This is a genomic window from Nocardioides convexus (genome assembly GCF_011090295.1).
In genome coordinates, this window is record NZ_JAAMYA010000001.1 from 118,679 (window position 1) to 132,924 (window position 14,246).

Below are 14,246 nucleotides of genomic sequence, written 5' to 3' on the forward strand. Positions count from 1 at the left end.
CGGCGAAGGGCCGCAGGTCGACGTGCCGGGGCCCGAGCTCGCCGTCGACGAAGGTCGGCACCGTCGAGAGCCTGGACGACGGGCTGCGCGATCCACGAGCGCGGGTCCGCCAGCACCTTGGCGCGCAGGCTCCGCGAGCCTCCTCGCGGGAGGCGCGCGGCCCGATCACGATGCCCTTGCCGCCGGAGCCTGTCGACCGGCTTGAGGACCAGGCTCGTCGAGACGGTCCATCACCTCGGTGAGGTGGTCGGGCTCGCCGCAGCGCCAGGTGTCGACGTTGCGGATCACCGGCTCCTCGTTCAGGTAGTAGCGGATCACGTCGGGCATGTAGGTGTAGACGAGCCTTGTCGTCGGCGACCCCGTTGCCGACGGCGTTCGCCAGCGTCACGTTGCCGGCCCGCGCCGCGTCGATGAGGCCGGGGCAGCCGAGCATCGAGTCCGCACGGAAGTGCACCGGGTCGAGGAACTCGTCGTCGACGCGCCGGTAGATCACGTGCACGGGGGCGAGCCCCTTGGTGGTGCGCATCATCACCTCGCCGCGCCGGCACACCAGGTCGCGGCCCTCCACCAGGCTCCACGCCCATGGTCCGGGCGAGCAGGGTGTGCTCGAAGTAGGCGCCGTTGTAGACGCCGGGCGTCAGCACGACGACCGTCGGGTCCGCCACGCCCGCCGGCGCCGCCGCCCGCAGCGCCGCGAGCAGCCGTTGCGGGTAGACTCGCGACCGGACGGATCCGGTGCTGTGCGATCGCCTCGGGCAGCGCCGCGGAGATCGCGCGCCGGCTCGTCATCACGTACGACACCCCCGACGGCACCCGGACGTTGTCCTCCAGCACCCGGAACTCGCCGTTGTTGTCGCGGATCAGGTCGATGCCGGAGACGTGCACCCGGACCCCGTTGGCGGGGCGGATCGTGGCGGCCTGGCGGTGGAAGTGGGAGCCTGGTGGTGATCACCTGGCGGGGGAGCACGCCGTCGTCGAAGACGTGGCCCGCGTCGTAGACGTCGGCGAGGAGCATCTCCAGCGCCCGGACCCGCTGCTGCAGGCCCCGCTCGATCGTGGTCCAGGTGTCCATCTCGATCACCCGGGGCAGGATGTCGAGCGGCATCGCCCGCTCCTCGCCGCCGATGTCGAAGGTGATGCCCTGGTCGAGGTAGGCTCGCCTGCAGCGCCTCCACCCGGCTGATCAGGCTCCGGCGTGCTCATCTTCGCGAGCGAGTCGCTCATCCGCTGGTACGGCGGGCGGAGCGACTCGCCGTCGAACATCTCGTCGTAGGCGGGTCCGCCGGTCCCGTAGCCCTCGAACATGGTGCTCATGAACGGACCCTACTCAGGTCCTGTAACGCGGATGTTGCACGACGCGGCGAGAGCCGGACTGGAGTAGGTTCGGGGCATGGCGAGTGAAGGCGAGTACTGGTTCTGCCTCAAGCACCACACCGTCGAGGGTGTCGACGGGTGCCCGAACAAGGACCGGCTCGGGCCGTACCCGACCGAGGCCGAGGCTGCGCGCGCGGTCGAGCACGCCGCCGAGCGCACCGCGGCGTGGGACAACGACCCGGACTGGAACGACGACGCCGCCGCGCCGGACGCCTAGTGCCGCTCGCGCGCCGGCGCCGGATCCGTCCGGTCGCGATCGACCCGGCCACCGGGCAGCGGATCTCCCCGCTGCCGTTCGTCGGACTGGTGCTGGTCGTCGCCTCGTTCTTCCTCTACGCCGCCTCCGGGCTCCTCGCGCCGCTGTGGGCGGTGGTCGTGCTGCTGGCCACGTGGGTGGCCCTGCTCGTGCTCTGCTTCGTGTGGTGGAGCCGGCCGCGCTGGGTCGTGGCCGTCGGCGTCGTGGCGTGGGCGTGGTGGTTCGTGGCGATCACGGCCGGCGGCGTCCTGCTCGGGTGGAAGGCCTGAGGTGGGGGAGCAGCCCCGGCGCCGGCTCGCCCCCGAGGTGCGCCGCGCCCAGCCTGATCGCGGTGGCCCGCGACGTGTTCGTCCGGCACGGCTACCAGGGCACCGCCGTCGAGGACATCGCCGCGGCCGCAGGCGTCACCCGCACCCTGATCTACAAGTACTTCGCCGACAAGGACGAGATCTACCTCGAGTGCCTGCGCGCCGCGCGCACCGAGCCTGGACGACGCCGTCGTCTCCGCCGCCGGCTCGATGACCACGCCCGAGGACCAGGCTCCGCGCCGGCTTCGGTGCCTACTTCGGCTTCGTCCGTGACTCCGGCACCGCCTGGGACGTGCTCTTCGGCGGAGGCGCCGCCGTCGCGGGCCGGGTCGCCGACTCCGCCTCCCGCCACCGCTACGACACCGCGGAGGTGATCGGCGGGCTGATCCGCGCCGCGGTGCCCCGGCTCGACGCCGGTTCGCGTCGTCGTACGCCCATGCGATCTCGGGTGCCGCCGAGCAGGCGGCCAAGTGGTGGCGCCGCCACCCCGACGTCGCCGCCGAGGACATGGTCGAGCGGATGATGGACGCGCTGTGGACCGGCCTGGAGCGGGTGGCGGAGCGCAACGCATGAGTGCCCGGCGCCCGCGCCGCGAGCGCACCGGTCGCCGGAGCGCCGAGGCGCCGGACGTGTTCGAGAGCGAGGAGGACTTCACGCTCGAGAGCCAGGAGCCTGCACTTCATGTGGGACTACGGCGTCGTCGTACCGCTGTGGGGGAGCGGGGAAGGCCTCGTGCCGGACGACGAGGAGTGGTTGCGGCGAGCGCTCGGTCTGCGCGATCCCCTGGTCAACGACCTGCGCGCGTGGGGTGAGGCGATGGAGATGCTCGACGCCAACCCCCGCATGCGTACCGACCAGGCCTACGCCGAGTCTCGACCGGCGGGCGCGACTGCTCGTCGAGCGGGTGCGCGAGGCCCTGGGACCGGAGTTCACGGTGACGTACGTGCCGTGGCGACGCCGCGGTCCGGCAGGATGAGCCCATGGCCATCCACATCACGGACAACCCGGACGCCGACGAGCCTGCTGACGACCAACCCCTTCGCGCTGCTCATCGGGATGATGCTGGACCAGCAGTACCCCATGGAGCACGCCTTCCTCGGTCCGCAGAAGGTCATCGGCCGCTTCGGCGACTTCGACCCCGCGGCGATCGCGGCGGCCGACCCGGAGGAGTTCGCGGCGCTGTGCTCGACGACCCCGGCGATCCACCGCTTCCCGGGGTCGATGGCGGCCCGGCTGCAGGAGGTGGCCCGCATCGTCGTGGAGGAGTACGACGGCGACGCGTCCCGGATCTGGACCGAGGCTGCCGACGGCAAGGACCTGGCCAAGCGGCTGCAGGCGCTGCCCGGCTTCGGTGCGCAGAAGGCGAAGATCTTCGTCGCGCTGGTGGCCAAGCGAGCTCGGCGTCCGGCCCGACGGGTGGGAGAAGGCCGCCGGTGACTACGCCCTGGAGGGCTATCGCTCGGTGGCCGACGTGGTCGACCCGGTGTCCCTGCAGAAGGTGCGCGACTACAAGAAGGCGAAGAAGGCCGAGGCGAAGGCCTGATCTTTCCGTGATCTGCCACGGGGGAGGTAGGTCCAGGTCTATCTTCGCGCCATGGCGAACGGATGGACCCCGCAGGCGGGTGGCGGCTCGAGGATGAGCGGACAGACTGGTGGCCGTCCTGGCGCTGCTGCTGTGCTGCGGGATCCCGGCGCTGCCGATCTACCTGTGGCGCAAGGGCCGGCTCAACGCTCAGTGGGGCCTGGGTCTCGCCGCGGCCTGGATCGCGTTCGTGGTGGTCGTCGTCGCTGTCACGCCCGACGAGGACACCGATCCGGACCCGGCCGCGGAGAAGGTGCGGGAGAAGGCGCCGGCCGCCCTCGCCGACGTACCGCCCACCTCGACGCCGCCGAGCACCCCGGCCGCGACGGACTCGCCGACGGCCGCCACGTCGACACCGACCGCCCAGGCCGAGCCGAAGCCGAAGCCGAAGCCGAAGCCGAAGCCGAAGCCGAAGCCGAAGCCCAAGCCGAAGCCCAAGCCGGCCCCGGCTCCCGAGCCGCGCACCGACCCGCTGTTCGGGACCTGCGGCGAGGCGAACGACCACGGGTTCGGGAACTATCAAGCGGGTATCGACCCGGAGTACTCCCACTACCAGGATCGCGACGGCGACGGAGTGGTCTGCGAGTTCTGACCGCGCCGAGGAACCCCCGGATACCGGGACGTTGCGGACCCCGTGGCAGAATGACGAAAGCGGTCTTGACGCCTCCGGGCCTCGCCGCGCCCTAGACCCGCCAGTATCGAGAGGTGTTCGTGTCCTCGAACCGTTCGGTCCCGCCCGCCGTGCTCAGCCACCCGTCCATCGTCGCGCTCATCGAGCGCGGCGCCCCAGCGGGAAGCGTGACCGCCGAGGAGGTACGCCAGGCGTTCGGCGCCGCTGATGTCGCGCCGGCTCACCTGAAGTCGTTGATGGCCCATCTCGCCGGACTCGGGATCTCCGTCGAGTCTGGGTGCACCGCTCGACCAGCGCGCGGTCGCTGCCGCGGCGCGGAAGACGGCCACCTCCACGGCCAGCACGGCCAAGAAGGCCGCCGCGCCGGCGAAGAAGGCTGCTGCCGCCGCGCCCGCCGCGAAGAAGGCGGCTCCGGCGAAGAAGGCCGCGCCCGCCAAGAAGGCCGAGGCGACGGCGATCGTCGAGGTGCCCGCGGTGGGCCCTGACGGCAAGAAGGTGCTGCCGGACATCTCCGACGAGCAGTTCGAGAAGGACGTCGTCGCCGACCCCACCATCAAGGAGGACGAGGAGGAGGCCAGCGCCACGTCCTCGTTCGTGGTCTCCACCGCTGACGACACCGACGAGCCGGCCCAGCAGGTCATGGTGGCCGGCGCGACGGCCGACCCGGTCAAGGACTACCTCAAGCAGATCGGCAAGGTCCCGCTCCTCAACGCCGAGATGGAGGTCTCGCTCGCGAAGCGGATCGAGGCGGGCCTCTTCTCCGACGAGAAGGCTCGCGCGAGGCGGCAAGGCTCTCCGCGAAGCCTCCAGGAGGAGCCTGGAGTGGATCGCCGAGGACGGCCGCCGCGCCAAGAACCACCTGCTCGAGGCCAACCTGCGTCTCGTCGTCTCCCTCGCCAAGCGCTACACCGGTCGCGGCATGCTCTTCCTCGACCTCATCCAGGAGGGCAACCTGGGCCTGATCCGCGCGGTGGAGAAGTTCGACTACACCAAGGGCTACAAGTTCTCGACCTACGCCACCTGGTGGATCCGGCAGGCGATCACCCGCGCGATGGCCGACCAGGCCCGCACCATCCGCATCCCGGTGCACATGGTGGAGGTCATCAACAAGCCTGGCCCGCGTGCAGCGCCAGATGCTGCAGGACCTGGGCCGCGAGCCCACCCCGGAGGAGGCTCGCCAAGGAGCCTCGACATGACGCCGGAGAAGGTCGTGGAGGTGCAGAAGTACGGCCGCGAGCCGATCTCCCTGCACACCCCGCTCGGCGAGGACGGCGACTCCGAGTTCGGTGACCTCATCGAGGACTCCGAGGCGATCGTGCCGGCCGACGCGGTGAGACTTCACGCTGCTGCAGGAGCAGCCTGCACGCCGTCCTGGACACGCTGTCCGAGCGTGAGGCGGGCGTGGTCAGCATGCGCTTCGGCCTCACCGACGGCCAGCCGAAGACGCTGGACGAGATCGGCAAGGTCTACGGCGTCACCCGCGAGCGGATCCGCCAGATCGAGTCCAAGACCATGTCGAAGCCTGCGCCACCCCTCGCGCTCGCAGGTCCTGCGCGACTACCTCGACTGAGTCAGCACCAACGCCAGATCCCCACGCGCCGGCGTTGCGCGTCCCGCTCCACCGCGGTGTACGACGCACGCCGGGCGTAGGGCCCGTTGCCGTAGACGTAGACCTCGGCGAGCCCGGCGGCGAGCCTGGGCCCGGCCGACGTCGAGGCCGTCGCTCGCCCGCTGCACGTAGCGCAGCAGCCGGTGGTAGCGGTCGACCCGGACCTGAGCCGGGTCGGCGGCCAGTCGCACCCGGGTGCCGCGCGGCAGCAGCCGGTGCATCGCACGGGACCCGGCGAGGCCGCCGCACTCGTGCTGGCCGAAGAGCACCTCGTGGGTGTCGATCCCGAGCACCCGCACGTGCCATCGGCGGCCGTCGTGGAGCCTGGGCGATGATCGTGTCGCCGTCCTCGACGCGGAGCACCGTGGCGTCGTACCGCACCGCGGGGGCGGGCATCGCCGCGACCCGCGTGGCCGCGGGGCCAGCCGGAGCGGCGACCGGAGCCGGCGGTGGGACCTCACGTGCCTCCACCGCGGTCAGGCCGCCCACCACGGCGGCGAGGACGAGGACTGCACCGATCAGCAGACGTCTCACCCGGCCATGGCAGCCCATCCGGGCGGAACGCAGCCCAGCGCGGCGTGGCTGTCGCGTGGCCGCCCCGTGAACAGGTGGTCGGTCCGGCGCGGGCCGACCGGGTCCGGAGACGCCACGAGGCCCCGAGGATCTCGGGGCCTCGTGCTGGGATCGGCGACTCAGTCGGTGGCGGGCACCGGCTTGTCGGTCGAGCCTTGTGGGTCTCGTCCTGCACGGCCGACGCGATCTCGCGCAGCCTTGTCACCGTGCTCACGCGCGTGGTGCGCGCAGAAGAGAAGCTCTCCGCCCGTGGCGAGTCTCGACACGGAGGTAGGCCTGGGCGCCACAACGGTCACAGCGGTCCTCCGCGGTCAGCGGCGCGCTGGGAGCAACAGCAGTCGTCATCTCGGGCCTCTCTTTCGCTCGTACGTCAACCCTTATCGGGTGACGTCGGGATCAACGTAGCGACTCGTACAAAGATTCCCGCGGGGTTGTGGTCCACGGCACGTCCTTGCTGCGTTCATCCCATCACCTCGTCCCCGTAGGTTTCTCGATTTCCCAGTACCCGAAACCCAGATGTGATCATCCGGCTGCTGGTGCCGCTCATCGTCCCTCCGCCTTCCGCCGTGTGCCTGCACCGGTCTCCGGCGTGTCGCCGGTAGATTCGGACCCTGCAGCACCTCAGTACCACCCGTGTCGAAAAGGAGCCGGTCATCGCCGACAACACCTACAACGCAGCGCACCTCCCGGTCCTCGAGGGCCTCGACGCCGTGCGGAAGCGTCCCGGGATGTACATCGGCTCCACCGACACCCGGGGGCTGATGCACTGCCTCTGGGAGATCATCGACAACGGCGTGGACGAGGCGCTGGGCGGCTTCGCCAAGACCGTCGAGATCACCCTGCACGACGACGGCTCCGTCGAGGTGTACGACGACGGCCGCGGCATCCCGACCGACAAGGAGCCCAAGACCGGGCTCACCGGCGTCGAGGTGGTCGCGACGAAGCCGCACGCCGGCGGCAAGTTCGGCGGCGGCTCCTACGTCGCCACCGGTGGTCTGCACGGCGTCGGCCTCTCGGTCGTCAACGCACTGTCGAGCCGGATGGACATCGACGTCGACCGCTCGCCGGCCAGCCAGGGCATCGAGCTTCCAGCGCGGCGTGGCCGGCGTCTTCGACGGTGCGGGCCCGGCGGCGTCGTTCACGCCCAAGCCGGGGCTCAGCCGCAAGGGCGGGCGGGTCGCGAAGGGAAGGTCCGGCACGCGGGTCCGGTTCTGGCCGGACCGCCAGATCTTCACCAAGGACGCCGGCTTCGTCCTCGACGGTCTCGTCGGACGGGCCCGCCAGACCTCCTTCATCGTCCCCGGCCTCGAGCCTGGTCATCCGCGACCAGCGCGCCGCGGACAGGGCCGAGTGGACCGAGGAGAGCCTTCCGCCACGACGGTGGCATCGGCGAGTTCTGCGACTTCCTCGCCACCGGCGACCCGGTCACCGAGGTGCTGCGGCTGCAGGGCAGCGACACCTTCACCGAGACCGTCCCGCTGCTCGACGACCAGGGCCACATGACCCCTCAGGACGTCGAGCGCGAGCCTGACCGTCGACGTGGCGGTGCGGTGGGGCACGACGTACGACACCGAGCCTGCGCTCGTTCGTCAACGTGATCGCCACCCCCAAGGGCGGCACCCACGTCTCGGGCTTCGAGAACGCGCTGACCAAGACGTTCAACGACGCCATGCGCGCCTCCAAGGCGCTCAAGGTCAACGACGACGACGTGATCAAGGACGACATCCTCGAGGGGATGACCGCGGTCGTCACCGTGCGCCTCGCCGAGCCGCAGTTCGAGGGGCAGACCAAGGAGATCCTCGGCACGCCGGCCGCGCGGACCGTCGTGCGCAAGGTGGTGGCGGCCGAGCTCAAGGAGTTCCTCACCTCGACCAAGCGCGCCGAGAAGGCGCAGGCCAAGCTCCTCATGGAGAAGGTCGTCGCGGCGTCCAAGACCCGGATCGCGGCCCGCCAGCACAAGGAGACCCAGCGCCGGAAGAACGCACTGGAGTCCTCCTCGCTGCCCGCCAAGGCTCGCCGACTGCCGAGCCTCGGACAACGAGCGCACCGAGTTCGTTCATCGTCGAGGGCGACTCCGCGCTCGGCACCGCCAGGCTCGCGCGCAACGCGGAGTTCCAGGCGCTGCTGCCCATCCGCGGCAAGATCCTGAACGTGCAGAAGGCCTCGGTCGGCGACATGCTCAAGAACGCCGAGTGCGCCTCGATCATCCAGGTGGTCGGCGCCGGCTCCGGGCGCACCTTCGACCTGGACGCGCGGCGCTACGGCCGGATCATCTTCATGGCCGACGCCGACTCCGACGGCGCGCACATCCGGACCCTGCTGGCGACGCTGTTCTTCAAGTACATGCCCGAGTCTGGTCAAGGCCGGCCGGGTGTTCTCCGCGGTGCCGCCGCTGCACCGGATCGAGATCTCCAACCCGAAGAAGGGCCAGGAGAAGTACGTCTACACCTATTCCGACGACGAGTCTGCAACGCAAGGCTCGCCGAGCCTGAAGAAGAAGAACGTGAAGTGGAAGGACCCGGTCCAGCGCTACAAGGGCCTGGGCGAGATGGACGCCGACCAGGCTGGCCGAGACCACGATGGACCCGCGGCGTCGTACGCTGCGGCGGCTGACGGTGGACGAGCCTGGAGATGGCCGCCGGGGTCTTCGAGTCTGCTGATGGGCAGCGAGGTCGCGCCCCGCAAGGAGTTCATCATCCAGGGTGCCTACGAGGTCGACATGGAGACGCTCGACGCGTGAGGTCGGGCTGGAGCCAGGTGGACGCGGCGCCGTCCCACGCGTGATGCTGTGCCCGTGGTGAACGAGAGCCGCGCGGCAGTGGTCAAGTCTGCTCAAGGCACGGGGGGCGAAGGCACGACGGGGGCACCTGCGGATCCCGGTCGGCGACCTGTTCTGGTACGTCGACCCCCGGGCCGAGGGAGTGGGCCGGAACGCGCACCTGCTGCTGGAGGTGGGCTGCTGGGCGCCGGAGGTGTCACCGGAGCCGGACGGTGGCGCGGTGGACTGCCCGCTGCTGTTCGACGTACCGCTGCGCGACGTCGTGGACGACACCACCCACCTGCTCGACCTGGTCACCGGGATCGGCGACCTGGCGACGCTCGGTCAGCGCCTCGACGAGTTTGTCGGGGGCGCTGGTGGACAAGGTGCTGCGCGAGCGCTGGGTCTGAGCCGCGCTCAGACCTCCTGGGAGAGCAGGCCCGTGTCGACGTCGTAGATGAAGCCGCCGACCTTGACCGACTCGGGGATGAGCGGGTGCGAGCGGACCTTGCGGACGTCCTCGGCGAGGCTCTTCTTCTGGTCGGGGATGACGTGGAAGGCGTGCCAGGTGACGTCGTGGCCCACGGCGGCGCCGATCTTGTCGTGGATCTCGGCCTCGGTGTTCGCCGCCATCGCGCAGCGGGTGTGCGGGATCACCAGGATGCGGTCGACGTTGAGCAGGTGCGCGCCGAGCACGAGCGCCTCGAGCGCGGCCTCGGTGACCCGGCCGCCCGGGTTGCGGAAGATCTTCGCGTCGCCGTAGGCTGAGCCCGAGCATCCGCAGCGGGTCGATGCGGGAGTCCATGCAGGTCACGATCGCGACGCCGGCGTGTGCCTTGCCGTCGAAACCGCCCTGGTCGAACGTCTCCGCGTAGTCCTGGTTCGCCTTCAGCAGGTCATCGAAATCGCCCATGGTCACAGGCTAGTGGGCGGCCCCGGCGGGTGGCCGGCAGTGTCCACCTCGCGGTGCAGGGCGCTCAGCGGGTCACCGCCTCGCCAGGTGCCGTACGACGCGACCGGCCGGAAGCGCGCGAAGAAGTGGTCCCGCAGGACCCCCGCCTCCTCGAACCGGCGGCGCACCGGCTCGTGCTCCGGGCCTCGGTAGGCGAACCGCGCCATCTCCGCCTGGGAGCGCCACAGCGTGATCGTCCCGAAGCCCAGCCAGCCGTCGACGAAGCCCAGCCGGAAGGCTCTCCGCTTCGTTGTCGTCCAGCGCCCGGCAGACCTCGCGGTTGCCCCGGAAGAAGGCCGGCACCGTGCGGAGCGGCGCCCTGGCCAAGGTGAGGGACACCACGGGCTCGTCGGCGGTCAGCCGCGCGCCGCCCTCGGTGGCGGGCCGCCAGCCGTGCCAGTCGCCGCGGACGACCCGGGCCGCGTCCAGGGCGAGCGTCCAGGACTCGCGCGCGCCGTCGACGTACGGCGCCGGCCAGGCGCCCCCGGACAGGTGGGCGTCGCGGGAGGCCCGGTCCTGCCAGGCCACCAGCAGCGCCGTACGACGCGCGCGGGGTGTGCCGCCCGTCCGGGCCGTCAGTGCGACGTCCATGCCGAGGTGGGCCCGGGCGACCCCGGGGGTCCGCTCGATCTCCGCGACCGCCCGGCGGCGCGTGCGCCACACGGCCGGCAGGTCACGCACCCGGTGCTCGACCAGGTGCAGGGACATGGTCATGCGAGCCGCCGCTGCGCGAGGTAGACGCCGTGCCCGAGCGGGCCGGCCACGAAGGTCAGCAGCAGGGCCAACCGCGCGGTCCGGCCGCGGTCGAGCGCGTCCTGCCAGATCCACTGCCCGACGAGCAGGTCGAAGGTCAGGTAGTGCGACCAGGCGGCCAGGAAGACGTCGCCCTGCCCGAGTCTGCTGGCGCAGCACGTCGGGGTCGCGGAAGTCGAGGGCCGCGCGGTTGCGCACCATGCCGCTGCCGAGCAGCCCGGTGTAGGCGACCGAGAGCCCGGCGTGCACCGGGACCGCGCGCCGGACCAGGCGCCGGGTGAGCCGCGAGCGGGGGAGGAGCATCATCGCGGCCCACACCGGCACGACGCTGGCGTTGAGGCCGGAGAAGAGGCGGCGGCGGGTGGGGCCGAGGGCGGAGGGTTCGGGCATGGTGCGCTCCTGGTCAGTTGGGGGAGTCGGGGGCAAGCCAGCCCGCGATGACGGCCCACGCCGCGGTCATCACGTCGACCTCCTCGGAGAGCCTGGCCGGCGATGGTGAGGACGGACAGGCCGTGGACCTGCGCCCACAGCGAGGTGACGACGGTGTCGGGGTCCGCCGGGCGGAAGCGACCGGTGTCGAGCGCGCGTCGTACGGCGTCGGTGATCCGCTCGATCGCCCGCAGCCGCGCGGTGTCGAGCTCGGGGAGCGGGTCAACCCGGCGGCCGCGTCGGTGAACATCGCCTCGTACAGCCGGGGGTGCTCGGTCGCCCAGCCGACGTAGCGCAGGCCGAGCCCGGCGATGTCGGCGACCGGGTCGTCGGTCGGCGGGTCGCTCGCCTGGGCGTCGGCGAAGGCGGTGAGGGCGCTGATCAGCACCGCCCGGTGCAACGCCTCCTTGCTGCCGAACAGGGAGTAGACCGCGGCGGTCGAGGTGCCCGCGCGCTCGGCGACGTCGCGCAGGGCGAGCGCCGCGATCCCCCGCTCGGCGACGGTCGCGAGCGCGCACGCCATGATCTGCTCGCCGAGACTCGGCGGTGTGGGTACGGGGCCGCGCCATGCGCCGACGGTAATCCAAACGCTGTTATCTAACAAGGTCTGGAAACTCAGCCGCCGGCGCGCAGCACCTCCGCGGTATCCACGCCGCGGGTCTGCGCCCGGGCGAGGAGGAAGAGGGCCAGCAAGCCGGCGGCGAAGGCCGCCGTGGCCGCGCCGACGAAGACCGCGTGCTCCTGGACGATGCCCAGGCTCGCGCAGGTCGAGGCTGGGATCGTCGGCCTGAGCGGCGTACAGCCTGCGCAGGCCGATGGTGGTCAGCGCCGAGATGCCGACCAGCATGCCGACCATCCGCGCGACCACGACCAGGGCGCTGGCCAGCCCGTGCGCCTCGTCGTCGGTCGAGGCCAGGATCGCGGCGTTGACCGGCGCCAGGGCGAGCCCGAAGCCGAGGCCGCCGAGCACGAGCGGCAGGTTCGCGGCGAACCCGTCGAGGCTGGTCTTGTCCCACTGCGCCATGGCGAGGAAGGACGCGCCCGCGGCGGCCATCCCGACCGCCGTCAGCACGCCGGCGTTGACATGTCGTAGCAGCCAGCCACCGACCAGCGCGCCGATCGGCAGGGCCACCAGGAAGCGGAGCAGCACCAGGGCGGCGCCGAGTCGCGAGTCCGGCTCGGTGGTCGTGCGGGCGAACAGCGGGATGTCCACCAGCGCTGCGATCAGTGCCCACCCGACGAGGAAGGCTGACGACCAGCGCGCCCCAGGCGGGAGTCGCGCGCAAGGCCCCGCGCGGCACGATCGGGTCGGCCGCCCGGCGCAGGTGGAGCAGCAGCAGGACCAGGGCCAGCGCGGAGCCGGCCAGGAACCACGGGCCCTGCGGCGAGAACACCGCCACCTCGGGGTCCGCGGTCGCGAAGGCGAGCACGATGCCGCCGAGCACCGCGGCCAGCAGCACCGCGCCCAGCAGGTCGGCCGCCACCAGGTGGCCCAGCCAGCCGCGCAGGTCCACCAGCGCGCGCGGCAGGAACCAGCACCACAGCAGCAGGGCGACGAAGGCCACGATGGTCGCGACACCGATCGGGGTGACCCAGCGGCTGCCCCCGTCGACGTACGGGATGAAGAGCCTGGCCCCAGGTGAGGTCGCGCTGCAGGTTCGCGGGCTGCAGGAAGGTGATCAGCCCGGTCACCACGAGCGCGCCAAGGAGGAGCAGGGCGACGGCGCGCACCGGCCAGACCCGGGCCCGGGGCGGGCGCTCGGCCGTGGTGGCGGGGGTGCGGGCGAGCAGGCCCACCGCGACCAGCAGCGCGGCGCCGCCGGCGAGGTTGATCGCGAAGATGCCGCGCCAGCCTGGTGAAGGAGAGGACCAGCGCGCCGAAGAGCGGGCCGAGCACGCTGCCGAACTCCTGGACCGCGCTGACCAGGCCGAGCGGCAGACCGCGGCGCTCGACCGGGTAGAGGGCGGCGACCAGCGACATCGTGGCCGGGACGAGGCCGCCGCCGCCGACGCCCTGCAGGAAGCGGCCGGCGACCATGCTCGGCAGGTCGTAGGACACCGCCGTGACGAAGGAGCCGATCGCGAAGAGCACGAGCGACATCGCGAGCACCGGCACCTGGCCGCGCAGGTCTGCGATGCGCCCGATGAGGGGCAGCATGGCGACGTACCCCAGCAGGAAGCCGGACACGATCGGTGCCGCCCGCTGCGGACTCGTCGACGGGGATGCCGGCGCCGGCCATCATGTCCGGCAGCGCCAGGACGACGACATAGGTGTCGACCGCGGCGAAGGCGACCGCGATGGCGCAGAGGGTCAGCAGCAGGCGGTCACGGGCCGCCGGGCGCACGTCGGGAGCGGTCACTCCGGTCATCTCGGTGCGGAGATGTCCTTGTTGACGTCGTACTTCGTGACGTCGATCGAGTAGGTCACCTCGTCGGAGTCGGGGAAGAAGACCCCGCTGAGCCGGGCGCTGCGGAGGTAGCCCTTGTCGTCGACGCGGTACGTCGCGTCGAAGGAGTCACCCTCGGCACACGGCAGGATGCCGCGGATGGCGTCCCCGGTCGCCGTGCCGGAGTACGTCGTGAAGATCTCCTTGTTGTCCGTGCCGCCGCGCTCGGCCCTGCCCGCCTCGACGTCCTTGCTCGTGGTGAGCACCGTCGACACGCCGGTCGCCGGGTCGAGCAGGCTTCGCGGGGTCGGGAGCGCACAGGTCCTTCGGCTGGTACTTGTCGCTCCAGCCGCCCAGCAGCGGGTGGTTGATCCACGGCCTTGCCGTCGGCCGAGATCACCGGGACGTCGTTGACGGGCAGCCCGGAGACCGAGCCGCTGACCTTGCCCTCGAAGGCGGCCGGGTCGGCCACGATCGTGCCGGTGGCCTCCTTGAGGAAGTTGCCGCCCGGGTCGTCCTTGGTCGAGATGGAGACGTCGATGCCGCTGGTGTCGTCGAGCAGCCTTCTTCGCCTTGGCGCTGGCGTCGCTCCACGAGCCTGGTGTCGTCACCCCCGCCCCCACCGCCACCACCG

General features: G+C 71.6%; 15 protein-coding genes and 8 pseudogenes. 9 read left to right on the forward strand and 14 right to left on the reverse strand.

Annotation, left to right across the window (positions count from 1 at the left end; all coding sequences use genetic code 11):
- Positions 1-165: 165 nt before the first annotated feature.
- The 6 genes and pseudogenes from G5V59_RS00905 to G5V59_RS00930 form a co-directional block, all read right to left on the reverse strand.
- Complete coding sequence (locus tag G5V59_RS00905) at positions 166-327, reverse strand: circularly permuted type 2 ATP-grasp protein (RefSeq protein ID WP_278259551.1); 162 nt, start codon at positions 325-327, stop codon at positions 166-168.
- 73 nt (positions 328-400) lie between these two features.
- Positions 401-529 (reverse strand): annotated as a pseudogene (locus G5V59_RS00910) (circularly permuted type 2 ATP-grasp protein); the annotation flags it as partial.
- A 103-nt stretch (positions 530-632) separates the two neighbouring features.
- Positions 633-701 (reverse strand): annotated as a pseudogene (locus G5V59_RS00915) (hypothetical protein); the annotation flags it as partial.
- A 61-nt stretch (positions 702-762) separates the two neighbouring features.
- Positions 763-885, reverse strand: a pseudogene (locus tag G5V59_RS00920) (circularly permuted type 2 ATP-grasp protein); the annotation flags it as partial.
- A 115-nt stretch (positions 886-1,000) separates the two neighbouring features.
- Positions 1,001-1,105: pseudogene (locus G5V59_RS00925) on the reverse strand (hypothetical protein); the annotation flags it as partial.
- Positions 1,078-1,314, reverse strand: coding sequence for a hypothetical protein (locus G5V59_RS00930; protein WP_278255286.1), 237 nt, complete (start codon positions 1,312-1,314; stop codon positions 1,078-1,080). The gene G5V59_RS00930 and the pseudogene G5V59_RS00925, both read right to left, overlap by 28 nt.
- A 76-nt stretch (positions 1,315-1,390) precedes the next feature.
- On the opposite strand from G5V59_RS00930, the gene G5V59_RS00935 reads away from it, so the two are divergent.
- The 8 genes and pseudogenes from G5V59_RS00935 (at position 1,391) to G5V59_RS00970 (ending at position 5,721) form a co-directional block, all read left to right on the forward strand.
- Positions 1,391-1,591: a hypothetical protein gene (locus G5V59_RS00935; protein WP_278255287.1), complete on the forward strand. Its 201-nt coding sequence runs from the start codon at positions 1,391-1,393 to the stop codon at positions 1,589-1,591.
- Positions 1,591-1,899: a hypothetical protein gene (locus tag G5V59_RS00940; RefSeq protein ID WP_278255288.1), complete on the forward strand. Its 309-nt coding sequence runs from the start codon at positions 1,591-1,593 to the stop codon at positions 1,897-1,899. Before G5V59_RS00935 ends, G5V59_RS00940 begins: the two co-directional genes overlap by 1 nt.
- Position 1,900: 1 nt before the next feature.
- Positions 1,901-2,152 (forward strand): hypothetical protein, encoded by a 252-nt coding sequence (locus tag G5V59_RS00945; RefSeq protein WP_278255289.1) that lies wholly within the window; start codon positions 1,901-1,903, stop codon positions 2,150-2,152.
- 78 nt (positions 2,153-2,230) lie between these two features.
- Positions 2,231-2,461 (forward strand): hypothetical protein, encoded by a 231-nt coding sequence (locus tag G5V59_RS00950; RefSeq protein ID WP_278255290.1) that lies wholly within the window; start codon positions 2,231-2,233, stop codon positions 2,459-2,461.
- On the forward strand, positions 2,412-2,750 hold the full coding sequence (locus G5V59_RS00955; protein ID WP_278255291.1) for a hypothetical protein: 339 nt from the start codon (positions 2,412-2,414) through the stop codon (positions 2,748-2,750). The genes G5V59_RS00950 and G5V59_RS00955 overlap by 50 nt, the downstream gene beginning before the upstream one ends.
- A gap of 247 nt (positions 2,751-2,997) precedes the next feature.
- Positions 2,998-3,375, forward strand: a complete 378-nt coding sequence (locus tag G5V59_RS00960) for an HhH-GPD-type base excision DNA repair protein (protein ID WP_341351112.1) — start codon at positions 2,998-3,000, stop codon at positions 3,373-3,375.
- 215 nt (positions 3,376-3,590) lie between these two features.
- On the forward strand, positions 3,591-4,112 hold the full coding sequence (locus G5V59_RS00965) for an excalibur calcium-binding domain-containing protein (RefSeq protein ID WP_278255292.1): 522 nt from the start codon (positions 3,591-3,593) through the stop codon (positions 4,110-4,112).
- Positions 4,113-4,424: 312 nt separating this feature from the next.
- Positions 4,425-5,721: pseudogene (locus G5V59_RS00970) on the forward strand (RNA polymerase sigma factor).
- Here G5V59_RS00970 and G5V59_RS00975 read toward each other — a convergent pair.
- Together G5V59_RS00975 and G5V59_RS00980 are read right to left on the reverse strand one after the other, a co-directional pair.
- The gene (locus G5V59_RS00975) at positions 5,709-6,221 is read right to left on the reverse strand and encodes a hypothetical protein (RefSeq protein WP_278255293.1); all 513 of its coding nucleotides are present in this window, start codon (positions 6,219-6,221) and stop codon (positions 5,709-5,711) included. The pseudogene G5V59_RS00970 and the gene G5V59_RS00975 sit on opposite strands and share 13 nt — an antisense overlap.
- Positions 6,222-6,487: 266 nt before the next feature.
- A pseudogene (locus G5V59_RS00980) lies at positions 6,488-6,678 on the reverse strand (hypothetical protein); the annotation flags it as partial.
- A 383-nt stretch (positions 6,679-7,061) separates the two neighbouring features.
- Between G5V59_RS00980 and G5V59_RS00985 the strand changes: the two are divergent.
- A pseudogene (locus tag G5V59_RS00985) lies at positions 7,062-9,073 on the forward strand (DNA topoisomerase IV subunit B).
- A 235-nt stretch (positions 9,074-9,308) separates the two neighbouring features.
- Here the strand turns inward: G5V59_RS00985 and G5V59_RS00995 are convergent.
- The 6 genes and pseudogenes from G5V59_RS00995 to G5V59_RS01020 form a co-directional block, all read right to left on the reverse strand.
- Positions 9,309-10,004, reverse strand: coding sequence for a hypothetical protein (locus tag G5V59_RS00995; protein ID WP_341350806.1), 696 nt, complete (start codon positions 10,002-10,004; stop codon positions 9,309-9,311).
- Between the two features lie 72 nt (positions 10,005-10,076).
- Entirely contained in the window at positions 10,077-11,186 is a 1,110-nt protein-coding gene (locus tag G5V59_RS01000) for an abscisic acid-deficient protein Aba4 family protein (protein ID WP_278255295.1), read from the reverse strand.
- Positions 11,187-11,199: 13 nt separating this feature from the next.
- A complete protein-coding gene (locus G5V59_RS01005; protein ID WP_278259552.1) occupies positions 11,200-12,438 on the reverse strand; it encodes a TetR family transcriptional regulator in 1,239 nt (412 codons plus the stop codon).
- An 11-nt stretch (positions 12,439-12,449) separates the two neighbouring features.
- Positions 12,450-12,956, reverse strand: a complete 507-nt coding sequence (locus tag G5V59_RS01010; protein WP_278260254.1) for a hypothetical protein — start codon at positions 12,954-12,956, stop codon at positions 12,450-12,452.
- Positions 12,957-13,146: 190 nt separating this feature from the next.
- Positions 13,147-13,383 (reverse strand): annotated as a pseudogene (locus G5V59_RS01015) (MFS transporter); the annotation flags it as partial.
- 207 nt (positions 13,384-13,590) lie between these two features.
- Positions 13,591-14,244 (reverse strand): LppX_LprAFG lipoprotein, encoded by a 654-nt coding sequence (locus G5V59_RS01020; RefSeq protein ID WP_278255296.1) that lies wholly within the window; start codon positions 14,242-14,244, stop codon positions 13,591-13,593.
- Between the last annotated feature and the right edge of the window lie 2 nt (positions 14,245-14,246).

What these genes read in the sequence shown, in the direction of transcription:
- G5V59_RS00930 (WP_278255286.1), bottom strand. Translation starts at nt 1,314, where the DNA reads ATGAGCACCATGTTCGAGGGCTACGGGACCGGCGGACCCGCCTACGAC.
- G5V59_RS00905 (WP_278259551.1), bottom strand. Translation starts at nt 327, where the DNA reads ATGCCCGACGTGATCCGCTACTACCTGAACGAGGAGCCGGTGATCCGC.
- G5V59_RS01000 (WP_278255295.1), bottom strand. Translation starts at nt 11,186, where the DNA reads ATGCCCGAACCCTCCGCCCTCGGCCCCACCCGCCGCCGCCTCTTCTCC.
- G5V59_RS00960 (WP_341351112.1), top strand. Translation starts at nt 2,998, where the DNA reads ATGCTGGACCAGCAGTACCCCATGGAGCACGCCTTCCTCGGTCCGCAG.
- G5V59_RS00995 (WP_341350806.1), bottom strand. Translation starts at nt 10,004, where the DNA reads ATGGGCGATTTCGATGACCTGCTGAAGGCGAACCAGGACTACGCGGAG.
- G5V59_RS00935 (WP_278255287.1), top strand. Translation starts at nt 1,391, where the DNA reads ATGGCGAGTGAAGGCGAGTACTGGTTCTGCCTCAAGCACCACACCGTC.